Raw genomic sequence first — 16685 nt, 5'->3', positions numbered from 1 at the left:
CATGATCGACACCACCACCGCCGCCGGGGCCGCCCCGACCGCCGCCGCGCCGCACTTCTGGCAGGGCGCCTTCGTCGGCGACGAGGAGGCCGGGCGCCGCCTGGCCGACCTGCCCGCCGCGGTCGAGGCCGCGCTGGCCGGCGTCCTGGAGACCGAGACCGTCCTCGCCGCCTGCGACGCCCTCTCCGCCGCCCTCCTCGACCCGGCGCACGCGGTCCACGCCCGGCTCGCCGCCCACCTCCCGCAGGGGGAGGACCCGGCGCTCCTCGCCGAGCTCGGGCAGGCCCTCGGCCGCCGGGAACTCACCCGCAAGCTGCGCCGGGAGCTGGGCGGGACCGCGCCGGGCCGCCTGGACCGGGCCGACCCGCGCGAGACGGTCTACGAGGCGTGGGCGCCCGTCGGCATGGTCGCCCACATCGCGCCGGGCAACGCCGCGACCGTCGCGCCGCTCAGCATCGTCGAGGGCCTCCTCGCCGGGAACGTCAACGTCCTGAAGACCAGCAGTGCGGACACCCTCCTCGCGCAGGCCCTGATGGCCGAGCTGGCGGCCCTCGACCCGACCGGGGCGTTGGCCGCGCGGATCGTCGTCCTGCGCTTCCCGTCCTCGCGGCAGGAGTGGCTGCGCCTGATGTGCGCGCCCGCGGACGCCGTCGCCGTCTGGGGCGGGGAGGCCGCCGTCGAAGGGGTGGCCGCCCATGTGCCGGCGGGCTGCCGGCTGGTGGAGTGGGGACACCGGATCTCCTTCGCCTACCTGACGGCCGACGCCTGGTCGGACCCGGCCGTGCTGGAGGCCCTCGCGGACGACGTGTGCCTGTACGAGCAGCAGGCCTGCTCCAGCCCGCAGGTGGTCTACCTCGACACCCGGGACGAGGCGCAGGTGTTCGCGTTCGCGGAGCGCTTCGCCGCCGTCCTCGGCGCCCGTCCGCCGGCCGTCCCGGCGGGCCCGGCCGGTGCGCCCGACCCGGCCGAGGAGGCCGAGCTGACCACGACCGAGCTGGTGGCCCGGCTGGAGGAACACCTGGGCCTGACGCGGGTGTTCGCCGCCCCCGACGGCTCGTGGCGGGTCATGGCCGACACCCGCTCGCCGCTGACGGCGTCCCCGCTGCACCGCAGCGTGTGGGTCAAGCCGCTGCCCCGCAAGGAGCTGATCGCGACGCTGCGCCCGATGCGCCGCTACCTGCAGACCGCGGGCATCGCGGGCAGCCGCACCGACATCGCCGAGCTGTCCCGCGCCGTCCTCGCCGCCGGCGCGACCCGGGTCACCCCGGTCGGGGCGATGCCGCACAGCTACGCGGGCGAGCCGCACGACGGCGTGTACGCGCTCCAGCGCTACAGCCGGCGCGTCGCCGTCCAGGCGGACCCGGAGCTGTTCGCGACGACCGCCTGCCTGGACGACCTGGCGCGCCCGGTCGTCCTGCCCCGCCCGGAGGGGCCGCTGGTCGGCAAGGAGGAGGTGCAGGCCCGCAACGGGCAGGTCGCGCGGGCGGACGCGGAGCTGTACTTCCACAGCGGAGGCAGCACCGGCGCCCCGGCGCTGTCGCTGTTCAGCTACGACGACTACGACACGCAGATGCGGGCGGCGGCCCGCGGCCTGATCGCCGCCGGGTACGACCCGGTCGGGGACCGCACCGCCAACCTGTTCTACTGCGGCGGCATGTACGGCAGCTTCATCAGCTTCTTCTCCGTTCTGGAGCGGCTCGGCGGGGTGCAGCTGCCGCTGGCGGCCGGCCCCGACCACGCGGCGACGGCACGCGCGATCGTCGAGCACCGGGCGGACACCCTCTTCGGGATGCCGTCCTACCTGTGGCAGCTGCTGCACGCGGAGGCGGACACGCTGCGCGCCTACGGGGGCCTGCACAAGGTCTTCTACGGCGGCGAGCACTTCACGCCGGAGCAGCGGCGGGTGCTGGAGGAGGAGTTCGGCATCGAGGTCGTGCGCTCGATCACCTACGGCAGCACGGACCTCGGGCCGCTCGGCTACCAGTGCACGGAGAGCTCGGGCGGCGTCCACCACCTCCACGCCGACCTGCACACCCTGGAGGTCCTCGACGAAGCCGAGGACCGGCCCGCGACGCCCGGGGAGACGGGCCGGCTGGTCTTCGCCACGCACGCGCGGCGCGGCCAGCAGCTGGGCCGGTACGTCATCGGCGACCTCGGCCGGGAGGTGCCGGGCCGCTGCCCGTGCGGCAGCCTCGCCCCGCGCTTCGAGCTGCTGGGGCGGACCGGGGACACCGTGCGGGTGGCGACGTACCTGCTGAACCACCGCCGCTTCACGGCCCTGGCCGGCGAGGGCGGGCACCGCGGCGAGCTGCAGCTCCGCATAGGCGCCGGCCCGGAGCGGGAGCGGCTGGCGGTGCGGGTGGAGCAGGCGGAGGGGACGGATCCGCAGCGGCTGCGCGAGGTCTTCCTGTCCGGGTATCCGGAGCTCCGCTCGGCCGTGGCCGAGGGGCTGCTGGAGCTGGTGGTCGAGGCGGTGGACGGAGCCGTGCTCGACCGGGTCCCGACGAGCGGCAAGCTCCGCTCGGTGGTGGACGACCGGCCCCGCGCCGTCTGACCCGCCGCCTCCGCGCCCGCCCGGATCCGCTCCGGGCCGGGCGGGCGCGGGACGGAGCGGGCGCAGGCCCCGGCGCCGAGTGGCCGGTGCCGGGGCCCCGGCCGACGATGGGAGGACATGCGGCTCGGGGATCTCCCCGGGAGGGCCAGTGACGGACACCGATGTGCTGATCGTGGGCGCCGGACCGGTCGGACTGACCGCGGCGGCGGAACTGCGCCGCCAGCGCGTGGCCTGCCGCGTCATCGACCGGCTGCCGGGCCGGCTGCCGTACGCGAAGGCGGTCGGGATCCAGCCCCGCACCCTGGAGGTGTGGGACCGGATGGGCCTGGTCCGCGCCGCGCTGGAGGCCGCCGTCCCGATGCGCGGGCAGCTGCTGTACGTGGACGGGGCCGAGCAGGGCCGCATCGACCTGCGGCTGCCGCCGGAGGTGCCGTACGGGTTCGCGGCGCTCCCCCAGTACGAGACGGAGCGGATCCTGGAGGAGCACCTGGCCCGCTTCGGCACGCGCATCGAGCGCGGCGCCGAGCTGGTGTCGTTCGCGCAGGACGCGGACGGCGTGCTCAGCCGGATCACCACGGCCGACGGCGGCGACGAGGAGGTCCGCTCGCTGTTCCTGGTGGGCTGCGACGGCGCGCACAGCACCGTCCGCAAGGGGCTCGGCCTCTCCTTCGAGGGCGGGGCGTTCCCCGAGGAGTACATGCTCGGCGACGTGGAGGTGGACTGGAGCCTGCCCCCGGGGTACGGCGTCCGGTCGCTGCACCACGGGGCGGACGGCGCGGTGGACGACGTGCTGGTGTGCATTCCGCTGCCGGGCCGCCACCGGTACCGGATGTCGATGCTCGTGCCGCCCGGACTGTCCGCTGCGGGCTCCGGCGGCGACGGCGGCGGGGCGGACGGGGTCGCGCACGGCCTGGAGACGGGGCGGGGGCCGAGGCTGGAGGACATCCAGGCGGTGCTGGACCGGCTGGCGCCCGAGCCGGTCACCGCGTCGGCACTGCGCTGGTCGTCGGTGTTCCGGATCAGCCACCGCCTGGTGGACCGGTACGGGGACGGCCGGGTGTTCGTCGCGGGCGACGCGGCGCACATCCATCCGCCGACCGGCGCGCAGGGCATGAACACCGGCATCCAGGACGCCCACAACCTGGCCTGGAAGCTGGCGCTCGCGGTGGCGGGCCGGGCGCACCCGCGGCTGCTGGAGAGCTACCACGCCGAGCGGCACCCCGTCGGCGAGGAGGTGGTGGGCCGGACGGTCCGGCATGCCCGGCAGGGCGCCGCATCGGATGCGGAGGACGCGGGCACGGCCCTGCTCCGCGAGGCTCAGCTGCTGGTGGCCTACCCCGGCAGCCCGCTCGTCGGCCCGCGCGGCGGGAACGGCGCGGGCCCGGGGCCGGGGGAGCGCGCACCGGACTGCGGCGGCCTGACGAGCGGGCTGGCGTCGGTGCCGCTGCGGCTGTTCGACCTGCTGCGGGACCGCGGGCACGTGCTGGTGCTGTACGCGGAGTCGGCGGCGGACCTGCCCGCGTGCGGCGAACTCGCCGCGCTGGCACGCCGGTCGGCCGGTGCGGGCGGCGGCGCGGACGGGAGCGGGCCGCAGGCGTGCGTGGTCCTCGCGGCGCCGGACCCCTCAGGGGACGGCGCAGGGCAGGACCGGCACGGGGCGGCGGTGGACGCCGCGTACGAGGGGCCGGCCTCGGGCGCGGCGCCGCTGCCCGTGTTCGTGGACGGCCGGGGCGAGTTCGCCCGGGCGTACGGAACGGGCGGCGCGACGGCGTTCGTGGTGCGGCCGGACGGCTACCTGGGGGTGCGGCTGGCGCCGGTCGCGGGGCCGGAGGCGGCGGCCGGGCTGGCGGCCCACTTCGCGCGGGTCTTCGCCGGCTGAGGCCGCCCTGCGGGACGGGGCCGGTCAGGGCGCCCCGGTGCCGCCGGCGGCGGGCTCCGGGGCCGCGCCGGTCCGGGGGGCGTCGGCGTCGCCGGCGATGCGGCGGCGCACAAGGTCCTCCTGGGCGAGCCGGCGCAGCAGTTCCAGGACGGGCGCGGAGAGGGCGAAGACGATGACGGCCTGTTCGGCCAGGGCGGCGGGGTCGTCGATGGCGGCGGCGCGCTCCAGGTCGAGGCGGGCGATGGAGCGGGCCAGGTCGGCGTAGGCGACGAGGCGGTCCGGCCGGTAGTGCGGGTCGAGGCGCCGCAGCTCCTTGACGGCGGTGGCCAGTCCGCGGACGTGCGGGGAGACGTCGGACACCTGCCAGTCCATGGCGGCGACGAGCTCCGCGACGTCCGCTTCGGCGGCGTCCGCGGCGCGGGCGTCCTCCTCGGCGTCGGCGGCGGGCGATTCGGCGACGGGGACGGGGAGCGCGTAGCTGATCGCGCCGAGGGTGCCGTCGGTGGTGTCGGCCCGGTCGAGGGCGGCGAGCACCTCGCGGGTGGCGGCGATGGACAGTCCGCCGAGCGCGGTCAGCGCCTTGATGAGCCGCAGCCGCTGGACGTGTTCGTCCCCGTACTCGGCGAGGGTGGCGGCGGTCGCACGGCCCGCGGGGAGCAGGCCTTCGCGGCGGAAGTACTTGATGCTGGCGACCGGCACGCCGGTTCTGCGGCTGAGCTCCGAGATCTTCATGCTTCCTCGCTCTGGTGCGGCCGGTCTCCGCCGGACCGATTGGACACCCTTCCAAGATAGTGCAACTATCTAGTGCTGGATACCTCAGATATCCAGTTTTCTGCCGGCACTCCCCCGGGAGCCTCCATGACCTCCTCACCGCCCTCCGTGCTCCGCAGCCCGCGGCTGTGGATCGGCTCGGGACTCATCCTCGCCGTCGTCTCCACCCTGTTCGCCCTGCTGTACGTCGGCGGCAACGTCGACCCCAAGGGCAACCTCCGCGACCTGCCGGTCGCCCTGGTCAACGAAGACCGCGGAACGGACGCGGGCGGCGGCAAGCGGACCAACCTCGGGGAGCAGGTCGTCTCCGGGATCCGCGCCTCGGCGGGGAAGGACCGCAGCATCGACTGGCAGGTCCTGACCCGGCAGGAGGCCGACAGGCGGCTCGGCCAGGGCAAGGTGTACGGGGCGCTCGTCGTGCCGCCGGACTTCACCGCGGCCGTCTCCGGCCTGGCCGCCCCGGGGCAGCCGGCCGCGGCGCAGGCCGGGCAGGGCCAGACCCCCCAGGGCAGGGGCCAGGCGCCGGCCCAGGCACAGCCGCAGGGCCAGGGGCAGGCGCAGGCACAGCCGCAGGGCCAGGGGCAGGCGCAGCCGCAGCCGGCCCGCCCGAAGCTGACGGTGCTGACGAACCAGGCGGCCGGCAGCTTCGGCTCCTCCATGGCCTCGCAGGCCACCCAGAAGGCCGCCCACGCGGCGTCCGCCCAGCTCGGCAAGGACCTCCTCGCCAAGGCGGGCGGCGGCCAGCCGGCCGCCCAGGCGCAGCTGCCGCCGGCCGCCAGGCTGATGCTGGCCGACCCGGTGGCCGTGGAGGTCGCCGACGGGCACCCGCTCGGCGGGCGCAGCGCGATGGGCCTGAGCGCCTTCTACTACGCACTCGTCCTGCTCGTGTGCGGCATGCTCGGGGCCAACGTCATCCACTCCCAGGTCGACAACGCCCTCGGCTACCTCCACACCGACTTCGGCCCCTTCCGCCGCCGGACCCCCGTCCGCCACACCAGCCGCGTCCGCACCCTCGGCATCTCCACCGCTCTCATGCTCGGCCTGTCCGTGGTCATGGGCTCGCTCGTCGAGGCGACGACGGTCGGCCTGCTCGACATGGACGCCTCCCACCTCGGCCTGCTGTGGCTGTACTCGGTGGGCACCATCGCCGTCGTCGGCGTCAGCGGACTGGCCCTCCTCGCCGCGTTCGGCACGCCCGGCATGCTGGTCTCGACGATCGTCTTCATCGCCATGGCCGTCCCCTCCTCCGGGGCGACCGTGCCGCTGGAGGCCCTGCCCGGGTTCTTCCGCACGCTCTCGGAGTTCGAGCCGCTGCGGCAGCTGACCGGCGGCCTGCGCTCCCTGCTGTACTTCGACGCGCAGGCCGAAGCCGGCCTGGCCCGCGCCTGGGCCTCCATGGGCCTCGCCCTGGCCGGCGCCCTGGCCTTCGGCTTCGGCGCGACCCGCCTGTACGACCGGCGCGGCCTGCACCGCATCCCGCAGCCCGCGGAGGACGGCCCGGACGGTCCCCGCACCCCGGCCGCCGCCCCCGCCGGACAGGACGCGGCCACTCCGGCGCCCGCCGGAGTCTGACCGGCCGTACGCCACCGTCGAACGGGGTCCGCCGCGGGCCCCGTTCGGCACATCGGCTGGTTTCGGCCACCACAACCACGCAACAAAAGACGGCATTCACCCCCGAACCACCGACAGCGACCGGAAGTCAGGGCTTCCCGCCCGGCCCGGCCCGGCGGCTCCCGGTCCACCTGCCGACACTCGATTGCGTGAGCGATCCCATCCGTGATCTATTGGTATTGCAGGTCGCAGGAGCGTGCCGGCAGCCCGACCGCCCCCTGCACCCATCGCCTGGAGGGTCGTTGAGAGACGGGTACGGAAGGCTCGCCGAGACCATGGACACCGCCGCAGCCACCTGTCCGGAACCGGACCCCTGCGCCCGCCCCGGTCTCCCCCGGACGCCGTGACGTCCGATGATGCGAGGCAGCGACTACTTCATACCGGCGACCGCCATGGCCCTGGCCCTCGCGGTGAAACTGCCCACCCTGCTGCGCGGCTGGCGCTCCCCCATGGTCCGCTCCGTCTGCGCGCTGATCGCGACGGGCGCGAGCAGCTGGTTCTTCGCCGCACCGCCCGTGGTCGAACGCGTCAACCGCTGGACCGGCGTGCCGAACATCAGCGCGCCGCTCGTGTACTCACTCGTCGTCTCGTTCTCCTGCGCCTCCCTGGTGCTGATCCTGCACTGGCGCGGCGGCCCGCCGCGGGCGCAGCGGCGCCAGGCGCTCGGCTGGATCGGCGGGACCGCCGCCGTCATCACCGTCCTGGCCGTCCTGTTCGCCCTCGGTGACGCGCCGGTGGAGCGCCGGCAGGACTTCGACACCCACTACGCGCGCACGCCGTTCCTCCGCGAGCTGATCGCCGTGTACCTGGCGGCCCACACCGGGGCCGCGCTGGTCGTCACCCGCACCTGCCTGCGCTGGGCGCGCGAACTCGACCGCGGCTGGGTCAGGAACGGGCTGCTGACCCTCGTCACCGCGTTCAGCTTCAACCTCGCCTTCGGACTCCTCAAGGGGACCGCGCTCGCCGCCCGCTGGCTCGGCGCGGACCTGGACGTCCTGAGCACGACGGCCGCCCCGCCCGCCGCCGGCATCGGCGCCGGCCTGGGCGCCTGCGGGTTCCTGATGCCGCTGGCCGGGCCCCGCCTGGAAGAGGCCTGGCGCGCCTGGCGCGCGCACCGCCGCATGTACCCGCTGTGGCGGGCCCTTCAGGACCATCCGGACGCCAGGTTCACGACGATGCGGCTGCCCCTGTGGTCCCCGATCGCGATGCGGGCGACGCAGCGGGCCACCCAGGTCGCGGACGGCATCCACGACCTCGCCCCGTACATGGACGAGGCGAGCCGCCCCCTGCTGGAGCGGCAGGCCGAGGCGGCCGGCCACTCCGCGGCGCAGGCCCGTGCCGCCGCCGAGGCCGCCCTGCTGCGCGGCGCGCTCCGGGCCCGGGCCGCCCGCCGTCCGCAGGACGGTGCGCCCGCCCCGGCCGGCCCGGCCTCCCGGAGCCCGTACCCCGTCGCGGCCGGGTACGAGGAGCTGGGCCTGCTCGGCGTGCACTTCGCCCGGCTCGGCAAGGCGCCGCGCCCCCGGCGGCCGCTGCGGGCCCGCGTCCCGGAGAGCGGCTGAGCCGGATGCCCGCCTTCCCCGGCGCCGCCGGCCGCCCGCGCCGTCCGGGCGCCCCCGGACCGCAGACCGCTTTGGTGCTCGGCGGCGGGCTCGCCGGCATGCTCGCCGCGGCCGCGCTGGCCCCGTACGCGGACGAGGTCGTCGTCGTCGAACGCGACGGCCCGCCCGCCCCGGGGCCCGCGGGCGGGGCTCGCCGGGGCCTGCCGCAGGCACGGCACGCGCACATGCTGTGGTCGGGCGGGGCCGAGGCCATCGAGGAACTGCTGCCGGGGACGGGCGCGCGGTGGCTGGCGGCCGGCGCGAACCGGGTGCCCGTCCCTGCGGCGATGGTCGCCCTGTCCCCCGCGGGCTGGTACCGGCTGTGGCCCGAGTCGCACTTCCTGATCGCCGCGAGCCGCCCCCTCGTCGACGCGGCCGTGCGGTCCCGGCTCCTGGACCTCCCCCGGGTGCGCCTGCTGCACGGGGCGGAGGCGGTCTCGCTGCTCGGCGGCGCCGCCCGGGTGTGCGGGGCCCGCGTACGGCACGCCGACGGGACGCACACCGACGTCGCCGCGGCCCTCACCGTCGACGCCACCGGGCGGGGCTCCCGTACGCCGCGCTGGCTGGCCGGGCTGGGGCTGCCGTCCCCCGCACCCGAGGTCGTCGACCCGGGCGTCGCGTACGCCACCCGCCGGTACCGGGCGCCCCTCCCGACGCGGGGATGGCCCGTGGTCACCATCCAGCCGGAGGCCGGGGCGGGCGGGCCGGCCCGGTACGCGGCGATCCTGCCGGTCGAGAACGACGAATGGCTCGTCAGCCTCTCCGGGAGCCGCGGCGCCAACCCGACGTGCGCGAACGAGGACTTCGAACCGTTCGCCCGGCGGCTGCGCAGCCCGCTCGCGGCGGACCTCCTCGCGCGCGCCGAACCCCTCTCCGACGTCATCGTCACGCGCGCCACCGCCAACCGGCGCCACCGCTACGAGCACCGGCGGATGCCCGAGGGGTTCCTGGTGCTGGGCGACGCCGCCTGCGCCCTCAACCCGGTCTACGGGCACGGCATGTCGGTGGCCGCCCTCGGAGCGCTCGCCCTGCGGGACGCCGCCGCCCGGGCCGAAGGCGTCGGCGGGCCCGGGTTCACCCGGCGGGCGCAGCGCGCGCTCGCCGCGCCGGCCACCGCCGCCTGGCTCCTGGCGACCGGCGCGGACATCGGCCTGCCGGGCTGCCGGGGCCGGGCGCCCGGCGCGGTCGACCGGATCGCCAACCGGTACGTGGGCCGCCTCGTGCACACCGCGACCGGGGACCACACCGTCACCCGCGCGCTCACCCAGGTCATGACGCTGCGGTCCGGGGTCGGCACGCTGTTCGGCCCGCGCGTGCTGTGGGCGGCCGCCCGGGGGCCGGGCCGGCCCGCGCTGGACGGCCCGCCGCTGCCCGCCGCCATGGCGGACCTCCTGGCCCGCGACCCCCTCCCGGGCGGCCCGGCCCCGCGCTGACAGGGCCGCACCCGGAGCCGCCGTCCCGCGGTACGTCGGCGCGGGAGACAAGGGGGAAACGCCATGGCACACGACGGGGATTACGAGGATGTCGCGGTCCGGTACGACCGGGGCAGCGCGGACAGCGTCCACAACACGCTGCTGGACCCGCGGTTCCGCTCGGAGGAACTGGCCGACGCGTGGCAGGGCTTCGGGTCGCCCGCGCCCGTCGTCCGGTTCTTCCGCCGCCCCCTCGGTGCCATGGTCGCCGACGTGCACCGCGCCGGACTCGGCCTGCGCGAGCTGTACGAGCCGCGGGCCGACCCTGCCCGGCGCGAGGAGTTCGGCGACCGGTACGGGAAGCTGTCGCGGACGCCGTCGTTCCTCGTCCTGGTCCTCGGCCACCCGATCGTGCACAACCCTCCCCCGGCCCGGACCCGCGTGACATCATGAGGAGTTGTGGCTGAGGGGGGAGCTTTGGCGAACAACACCATCCGCGTACGCATGGTCCGGGGTGCCGACGACGCGGACGTCGCGGCCTTGAAGGCCTGGCTGCAGCGCGAGCACCGGCTCGAACAGCTCCGGAACGGCGAGCACCTGGACATCCGCGAGCAGCCGTCGGCCCCGGACCCGGACAGCAGCCCCATGGGGGCCGCGATGGACATCGTGCTGGTGCTCGTCGGCGCGGCCGCGCCGAAGCTGTTCGAGGAAGTGTACGAACAGGTGAAGAGCGGGGTCCGGGCCTGGCGGGAGAACCGCCGCGCCGTCGAGCGGGGGGAGCCCCCGGAGGTCGAGGTCACCCGGGAGAATGACGGGAGATAGCCGGGTGGTGCGCTTCGACCCGCGCGGGAAGGTGAACCGGGCGCTGCTCGTCGGCGTGCCCGAGTACGCCTTCAAGCAGCCGAAGCACCCGGCGGGGGTGTCCGGGGACCTCCCGGCGGTCGCGCACAACCTCACCGAACTGGAGCGTGTGCTCCGCACGGGGGGCGTCTTCGGCCCGGACGGGGTCACCGTCTCCCGGCCCCGCAACGTCGACGAGTTCGACCGCGAGCTGTACACGGCCGCCGCCGAGGCCGAAGGGCTGCTGCTGCTCTACTTCTCGGGGCACGGGGCCGTCCCCAGCACGGGCGACGGGCTGTGGCTCCAGATGCGCCGGGCGACCATCGTCCCCGGCGCCGAGTCCGTCTTCCTCGGCGCCGCGCCGTGGAAGGGGGTCCTGGCCGTGCTGTCGGGGGCGCGGGCGGAACAGGTGGTGGTCGTACTCGACTGCTGCTACGCGGGCAACGCGGCGGCGGCGTGGGACGCACTCGGCACGACGCAGCGCCGGCGCACGTCGCTGCTGATGAGCGTCCAGGCCAACAACCGCATCGACGCCGGCGACGACGACACGCCCACGCCGTTCACCGCCCGGCTGGTCGAACTGCTGGAGCGCGGGCTGCGGGGGCGGGGCGGAGAGGTGACGTTCGCCGGGCTCGCCGACCGGCTGCGGGTCCACATGTCGACCCACCACACCACCCTCCGGGAACCGCCCGAGCCGTGGGAGCCGCAGAGCCGCCCGGCGACCTCGGGTGCCGACGTCCTGCTCGCCGTCGCCGCGCGGCGCCCGCCGCGCTTACCGGTGACCCGGCCGACAGGCGGAGCGACCGGGCCGGGCGCGCAGGACGACCCGACCGCCCGCGCCACCACGGGCACGCCTGGTTCCGGCAGTACGGTCGGCGCCGGCAGCGCGGGTGGTCCCGACAGCACAGGCGGTCCCGGCGGAGCAGCCGGTTCCGGCCACTCGGGCGGCGCCGGCGGCCCGGGCGGTCCCGGCCCGGCGACAGGCAGCGACGGATCAGGCGGTTCCGACGGCTCGGGCGGTACCGGCTCCGCGGCCGGCAGCGCAGGCGCCGCGGGCGGCGCCCGCAGCACGGCCCGTGCCGGCAGCGGGGACGGTTCCGGCCGCACAGTCGGTCCCGGCGGGGAGGGCACCCCCCGCGGCCGCGCATCCGGCCCCGGCGGACCCGACGAACCGAAGGCCTCCGATGCGGGCGTCGGCGGGAGCGGCTCCGGTGCACCCGGCGGGGGCCTCCCGTCCAGCGGCTCCGGCACATCCGGCGGAGGGACCGGCTCCGGCGCGCCCGGCACAGGCAGCGGCACCGACGCGGCCGACAGCGGCCGCGGTTCCGGCACACCCGGCGGCAGCGGCGCCGGGCCAGTCGGCGGAGGCACCGGCTCCCGCACCGCGAACGACAGCGACAGCGACAGCGGCAGCGACAGCGGCAGCGGCAGCGGCAGCGGCAGCGGCAGCGGTGCAGCCGACGGCGGGAACGCCTCCGGCGCGACAGGCGGTGGCAGCGGACCCGGCAGGGCCGACGGCGCAACCGGCTCCGGCACACCCCGCGGCGGCTCGCGGCGCTCGTCGGGGTGCCCGCGGCGGCGCTCTCCCTCATCGTCGCCGGCCTCGCGTACTTCGGCGGCGCCGACCGGCCGCCGTGCCGGCCACCGCTGGAGCTGCGGCTGCTCACCGACCCCGACCTGGAGCCCACCGTCCGCAAGGCCGCCGAGGCCTACCTCTCCTCCGCCGGCAACCGGACCGCGGAAGGCTGCCGCCGCTCCGGCATCACCGTCTACAGTGCCGGATCCGCCGCCGTCGTCTCCGCGTTCGGCCGCCAGTCGGACCACTGGCTGCGCCCCGCCGGCGAGGAGGACAACCCGCAGCGCGACATCGGCCCGCAGCCCGACATCTGGATCCCCGCCTCGCCCGCGAGCGTCGAGCGGGCCCGGCCCGCCGCGGACCAGGCCGCGTACGCCGATCTCACGGCCGACCCGGTGCCGTTCGCGTACTCGCCCGTCGTGCTCGCCGTCCCGCAGAACCTCTCCGGCGAGGCCCTCGCCGACCGTACGGGCCGCCTCGCCGCGCTCACGGCGGCCCTGCGGCAGCGGGACCCCAAGGCCGAGGTACGCCGCACGGACCCCGAGCACACCGATGCGGGCCTCCTCGCGACGGTCGGCATCCACGGCCCCGGGCAGGACGACCCGGCCACCGCCGAGCGGGCGGTCTCGCAGGCCGGGCTTCCCGCCCGGACCGGGGTGGACCTGCTGTGCACGCTGCCCGACGACGACGCCGTGGACGAGCGGACCGCCGCCCTCGTCCCGGAGTTCCTGCTCAAGACCGGCGTGGCGTGCGACAGCACGACCCGGGCCCGGCGGATGGCCGCCTACCCCGTGGACGTGCCGGGGCTCGCCCCGACGTTCGTCCGGGTCCGCTGGCTGGGCGCGGGCCGGGACGCCGACCGGCGCGACGACGCGGTGCGGCGGTTCCACGAGTGGCTCGCCGGCCGGGCGGAGGGCGCCGGGACGGGCGGGCTCGCCGTGTTCGGGGAGGACGGGTTCCGCAGCTTCGCCGCCGACCACCCCCCGCTCGGCCCGGACGGGACCGGTAAGGACAAGGACACCGACGACACGGCCCCGTTCAACGCGTTCGGGGCCCTCAAGGCTCCGGGACCGCTCGCCGGCCCGGCGTCCCCGACGGCGATGGCCGACGCGCTCAAGGGCTACCGGGAGGCCAACGGGCCCGGCCGGGTGCTGTTCCTGCTGGACTCCTCCGGTTCCATGGGCGGACTGTGGACGGGGGCGAGCGGCGCGCCCGGCATCGTCTCCCAGTCCCTGGCGGGGCTCGGCGACCGCGACGACTACGGCGTCTGGGGAGTCGCGAGCGACCCGCGCACCGGCCGCCACCACACCGAGGTCCTCCCGTTCGGCAGGCAGGCCCGGCGCGCGGACGCCCAGCGCGCCGTGGCCGCCGCTCCCGTCCTGGACCTGGAGGCGGACCCGTACCGGGCGCTGACCGCCGCCCTGGACGAGATGGACCGGCGCGGTACCGACGACCACCGCCCGCAGCTGGTGGTGTTCCTCACCGACGGCGAGGACAGCGGCCGCCTGACCGAGCCCGGCCGCCTGGACGCCCTGCTCCAGTCGGCCCGGACGAAGGGCGTCCCCGTGGTCATGGCCGTGCTGGACGGCGGCGGCTGCGACCCGGGGAAGCCGGCCGCGGCCGTGGCCGAGGCGAGCGGCGGCCGCTGCCTGGACACCAAGGGCGACCTGGTCACCCGGCTGCGGGAAGAGGTAGCCAGGACGGGAACGGGGGACGAGGCATGAGGCACGGACCGGTGGCGGCCGCCCATCCGGCAGCCGGAGGCCGCAGGCGGGCGCTCCGCGGCGGGCGGCGCCGGGCCGGCGGGGTCCTCGCCGCGCTGCTGGCGCTGCTGACGGCCCCGGCGTGCGACGCCACCCCGTCCGGCGGCGCGGCCGCGGGCGGCAAATCCGGAACACCCCAGTCCGTGGACCCGCCGGGCGACATCGTCCTCGCCAGCGGGGTCGACGTCACCGGCAGGGGCGGCATCCGCCGGCAGCTCGTGGAGGAGTGGAACAGGCAGCAGGCGGCCGCCGGCAACCGCTGGCGGGCCCGTCTCGTCGACCTGCCCGGCTCCGCCGACCAGCAGCGCAGTCAGCTCCTCGGCGCCCTCCAGTCCGGCAGCGCCGCGTACGACGTCGTCAACCTGGACGTGACGTGGGTGCCGGAGTTCGCGGCGGCCGAACTCGTCCGGGAGCTGCCCGGCAGCCTGGTCGACGACCAGGACGTCATCGCGTCCGTGGCCGCGACCGCCAAGTGGGGCGGCAAGGTGTACGCCGTCCCCTTCAACAGTGACGTCGGGCTGCTCTACTACCGCCGCGACTACCTCAAGAGCGCCGGCGTGACGGACATCGAGCTCGGCAAGGACAAGGACAGCCGCTGGTCCGTGGTGCAGCAGCTGACCGAGGACCTCGGCGCGGCGGGCCGCAAGCCCGCGCCGGCGTACGAGAAGGGGTGGACGGCGCAGCTCGACGCCTCGTACGAGGGCCTCACCGTCAACGGGATCGAGGCCTTCGCCTCCGCGGTGGACGGTTTGCGCCTCACCGACGGCGCCGGCCGCTACAGCGGCACCCCCGAAGTTCTGGAGGAAGGGCTGGAGGAACTGCGCAGCCGTACCCAGGCCGCATACACCCTGCCGGACTCCGCCCGGTCCGACGAGGCGGACTCCCTCGCCGACTTCGCGCGCGGCCGCACCGCGTTCCTGCGCCACTGGCCGTACGCGTACGGCGCGCTGCACCAGTCGCTGGCGCCGGAGCAGCTCGGTGTCGCCCCGCTGCCCGGGCGGGCCGTGCTGGGCGGGCAGAATCTGGCGGTCGCGAAGGACTCGCCGCGGGCGGGCGCCGCGGAGGACCTCGTCCGGTTCCTGACGGGCCGGGAGAGCGAACGCTGCCTGCTGGACGCCGGCTTCGCCGCGACCCGGCACTCCGCGTACAAGGACGACGGGCCCGCCTGCAAAGTGGGGAAGGCGGCCGGCCCGTCGTCCGGGCCGGCTTCGGGTGAGCGCACGGACCGGATGCCGCGCGACGCCCAGGGTCGGCCCGCGTACGCCCGGGATACGCTGCTGCCCGCGCTGGAGAAGGCCGTCCAGCGGCCCCGCACCCCTCTCTACGGCGCGTTCACGCAGACGTTCGCGGCGGAACTGGGCCGCCTGCAGTCCGCGAAGCCGCCGTCGAAGTCCGAACTGGCCGCCGCACTCGACGCGAAACTCCGCAAGGCCCTGCCGTAAGCCGCGTCAGACGGCCGGGTCGAAGCCGAAGGCACCGCCCCTGCGGTGTACCCGAACCGCTCCGGGACCGGCGAAGTGGGCCGGGATGACCAGCTCCCCTTCGTCCGCCGCGCGTTCGAGGATCCTGCGGCGGCTGGCCGCGGCCTGCACCGGGTCCATGCAGAAGCAGCTGTTGCAGGACGGGTGGAGGATCTGCACCGGGTTGTGCAGGAGGTCACCGGTGAAGACGGCGCGCTCGCCGCGGGAGGCGACCTGCAGCACGCCGGAGCCGGGGGTGTGCCCGGGGGCGGACTCCAGGGTGAGGTGCGCGTCGATGCGGAGCGTGCCGTCCCACAGCCGCGCCTGCCCGGCGCGGTGGACGGGGGCGATGCTGTCCTCGTACATCAGCCGGTCGTCGGGGCTGCGGCCGCCGCCGTACCCGCCGCCGGGGCCGAAGTGGTGGTCGTCGGCGGCGGGGAGGAGGTAGCGGGCGTTCGGGAAGGCGGGGACCCACTCTTCGGCTTGGCCGGTGGTGTTCCCGCCGACGTGGTCGGCGTGGAAGTGGGTGTTGACGACGACGTCGACGTCCTGCGGGCGGATCCCGGCGCGGGCGAGGTCCCCGAGGAGGTCGCTCTGACGCTGGTGGAAGTCCGGGGACTCGGGCCGCTCGCGGCCGTTGCCGATGCCCGTGTCGACGAGGACGGTCAGGCCCGCGCTGCGCACGACCCAGGTCTGGAGGGCCATGACGGCCAGGCCGCGGGCGGGTTCGTAGTGGTCGGGGGCCAGGAGGGTGCCGCCGTCCTGCCACATCTGCGGTGCGGACTGGGGGACGAGGTCGGCGGCGGGCGCGAACGGGCCCTGCCACTCGACGACGCGGATGATCTCGACGTCGCCGACGGCGATGCGCTGCGGCGTGCTGGTTTCTGTGCTCATGGCGCCACCGTAGGAGGCGTGTTCGAGCCTCTCAATGCGCTTGCGGCTCTGTTGGATGCGCACACGTCTCACAGGTGAGGGCTGCCGTTAGGGTGGCGGGGTGGATGTGGTGAGCGACGCGATCGCGGCCGTCCGGGTGGGGCGGGCCGAGTCGCAGCGGATGAGGGTGCACGGGCGGTGGTGCACGCGCTTCGCGCCGTACGGCGGGGCCGGGTTCCACGTGGTGCTGGAGGGGAGTTGCTGGCTGCTGCCGGAGGGGGGCGGCGCGACGGTGTCCCTGGCCGCGGGCGACGCGGTGCTGCTGCCGCACGGGACGGGGCACGTGAT

12 protein-coding genes are annotated in these 16685 nt (G+C 76.3%); 10 read left to right on the top strand and 2 right to left on the bottom strand.

Annotated features, from left to right (window positions below; translation table 11 throughout):
• The first annotated feature begins 1 nt into the window (after position 1).
• Both EF903_RS03900 and EF903_RS03895 read left to right on the top strand, forming a co-directional pair.
• Positions 2-2554, top strand: coding sequence for an acyl-CoA reductase (locus EF903_RS03900; RefSeq protein WP_125541188.1), 2553 nt, complete (start codon positions 2-4; stop codon positions 2552-2554).
• A 148-nt stretch (positions 2555-2702) separates the two neighbouring features.
• Positions 2703-4433, top strand: a complete 1731-nt coding sequence (locus EF903_RS03895) for an FAD-dependent monooxygenase (RefSeq protein WP_125541168.1) — start codon at positions 2703-2705, stop codon at positions 4431-4433.
• Positions 4434-4457: 24 nt separating this feature from the next.
• On the opposite strand, the gene EF903_RS03890 is transcribed toward EF903_RS03895, so the two are convergent.
• Complete coding sequence (locus EF903_RS03890; RefSeq protein WP_125541167.1) at positions 4458-5165, bottom strand: MerR family transcriptional regulator; 708 nt, start codon at positions 5163-5165, stop codon at positions 4458-4460.
• A gap of 126 nt (positions 5166-5291) precedes the next feature.
• Here EF903_RS03890 and EF903_RS03885 point away from each other — a divergent pair, with 126 nt between their 5' ends.
• The 7 genes from EF903_RS03885 (at position 5292) to EF903_RS03855 (ending at position 15446) form a co-directional block, all read left to right on the top strand.
• On the top strand, positions 5292-6776 hold the full coding sequence (locus EF903_RS03885; protein WP_125541166.1) for a DUF3533 domain-containing protein: 1485 nt from the start codon (positions 5292-5294) through the stop codon (positions 6774-6776).
• A 392-nt stretch (positions 6777-7168) separates the two neighbouring features.
• A complete protein-coding gene (locus tag EF903_RS03880) occupies positions 7169-8374 on the top strand; it encodes an MAB_1171c family putative transporter (RefSeq protein ID WP_125541165.1) in 1206 nt (401 codons plus the stop codon).
• 5 nt (positions 8375-8379) lie between these two features.
• The gene (locus tag EF903_RS03875; RefSeq protein ID WP_125541164.1) at positions 8380-9846 is read left to right on the top strand and encodes a pyridine nucleotide-disulfide oxidoreductase; all 1467 of its coding nucleotides are present in this window, start codon (positions 8380-8382) and stop codon (positions 9844-9846) included.
• A 63-nt stretch (positions 9847-9909) separates the two neighbouring features.
• Positions 9910-10278: a hypothetical protein gene (locus EF903_RS03870; RefSeq protein ID WP_125541163.1), complete on the top strand. Its 369-nt coding sequence runs from the start codon at positions 9910-9912 to the stop codon at positions 10276-10278.
• Positions 10279-10302: 24 nt separating this feature from the next.
• Complete coding sequence (locus tag EF903_RS03865; RefSeq protein WP_125541162.1) at positions 10303-10647, top strand: effector-associated constant component EACC1; 345 nt, start codon at positions 10303-10305, stop codon at positions 10645-10647.
• A gap of 1584 nt (positions 10648-12231) precedes the next feature.
• Positions 12232-13965 (top strand): VWA domain-containing protein, encoded by a 1734-nt coding sequence (locus EF903_RS33820; protein ID WP_185902510.1) that lies wholly within the window; start codon positions 12232-12234, stop codon positions 13963-13965.
• Positions 13962-15446 (top strand): extracellular solute-binding protein, encoded by a 1485-nt coding sequence (locus EF903_RS03855; protein WP_125541160.1) that lies wholly within the window; start codon positions 13962-13964, stop codon positions 15444-15446. Before EF903_RS33820 ends, EF903_RS03855 begins: the two co-directional genes overlap by 4 nt.
• A 6-nt stretch (positions 15447-15452) precedes the next feature.
• On the opposite strand, the gene EF903_RS03850 is transcribed toward EF903_RS03855, so the two are convergent.
• Positions 15453-16358, bottom strand: a complete 906-nt coding sequence (locus EF903_RS03850) for an MBL fold metallo-hydrolase (RefSeq protein WP_125541159.1) — start codon at positions 16356-16358, stop codon at positions 15453-15455.
• Between the two features lie 100 nt (positions 16359-16458).
• Here EF903_RS03850 and EF903_RS03845 point away from each other — a divergent pair.
• Positions 16459-16685 (top strand): cupin domain-containing protein (locus EF903_RS03845; protein ID WP_148142501.1); only part of this gene is annotated, 227 nt, incomplete at its 3' end.

The sequence above is a fragment of the Streptomyces sp. WAC05292 genome (genome assembly GCF_003949955.1).
Classification (GTDB): domain Bacteria; phylum Actinomycetota; class Actinomycetes; order Streptomycetales; family Streptomycetaceae; genus Streptomyces; species Streptomyces globosus.
Note: the sequence above shows the minus strand (reverse complement) of the source record. Positions and strands in the feature narration are given on the sequence as shown.